Raw genomic sequence first — 1,212 nt, 5'->3', positions numbered from 1 at the left:
AGGGCACCTCGAACAACCTGCCATGACCTGGAGCTAGGGGGGCAGCCTCTGTCGCAACGGCACCAGAGAGGCGTCGGATCATGGTGGTTGGGAGGCTGAGGTGGCCGTTGGGCCTGCTCATCCGATCACGCCGGCGCCATGGCCCGCTCTTGCAGTCGCGCCAGCCGCATCACGTTATGGCTGGCGACCTTCAGCCCGATCACTACCTTCGCCCGCGCCAAGCCGATGCAGCGTACGAACTTGCCGCCTTGTTGGGCCAAGCGCGCAAACGGGTGTTCCCCGAACACCCGATCCTTGGCGATCCGATGGTTCCGGCGCTTTGCCGCCTCGCTCAAGGGCTTGCGCGCCTGCCCTTGATGTTGGATCGCCGGGCGGTAACCACGCTGCCTCAGGTCTGCCTCTCGCGTCGCATCGGCATACCCGCTATCGGCCCATACCGTGCGGCCGGTGTTGTCTGGATCCAGCACCTGCTCGAAGTGACGGCTGTCGTGCACATTGGCAGCGCTCACGTCGTAGCGGCGGATGAAGCCCCAGCCTCGATCCGTGCTGGCGTGCAGCTTGTAGCCGTAGTACGTCACCCCATGCTTCCTGGTCCAACGTGCCTGCACATCCTTCTGCGCACGCTTGGCATCGCTCCAGTCCTGGCCGACGTCTTCGCCCTGCTTGATCTGCGCGTTCTCCTCGCGCGTGTTGCGCTGGATCGGGGCACTGACGATGCTGGCATCAATGATCTGCCCGCCGCGGGCGATGAACCCGGCACGTTGCAATTGCTGACCGATCGCCGCGCTGATGTCGCCCATCAGGTCCTTGGTCTTGAGCCGCTCGCGCCACACCCAGATCGTCTTGGCGTCGGGCACCTTGCCGCTGTGTTCCAGTCCGAGGAATTGCTGGAAGCTGCGCCGATCCAACACCTGGTACTCCAGCGCGTCGTCGGAGAGGTTGTACAACTGCTGCAACAGCAGCAGCTTGATCATGACCTGCGTCGGCCAGGCCGGACGGCCGCCACGCGTGCCCTTTCCCAAGGACAGCTTCGCATCCACGGCCTGGGCAATCCCGGCAAAGTCGATGTGGCGCGACAGCAATGCCAGCGGATCGCCGATCTGCTGCCGCTTGGCTTCCCGTTCGTGACCGGCAAACAGGCTGATCATCATGGCCTCCTCGGCGTGTCCTTTAAGCCAATGATGCCAAAGCCGAGGTTTTTAGAGGTGCCCT

The 1,212-nt window shown here is 63.9% G+C and carries 1 protein-coding gene; it reads right to left on the bottom strand.

The annotated features are described in order from the left end of the window. Nucleotides 1–125: 125 nt before the first annotated feature. Nucleotides 126–1,148, bottom strand: a complete 1,023-nt coding sequence (locus tag ACP93_RS20755) for an IS5 family transposase (RefSeq protein ID WP_048492552.1) — start codon at nucleotides 1,146–1,148, stop codon at nucleotides 126–128. Nucleotides 1,149–1,212: the final 64 nt, after the last annotated feature.

Source organism: Xanthomonas sp. NCPPB 1128, assembly GCF_001043115.1.
Classification (GTDB): domain Bacteria; phylum Pseudomonadota; class Gammaproteobacteria; order Xanthomonadales; family Xanthomonadaceae; genus Xanthomonas_A.
This window is presented reverse-complemented; position numbering and strand designations above follow the sequence as displayed.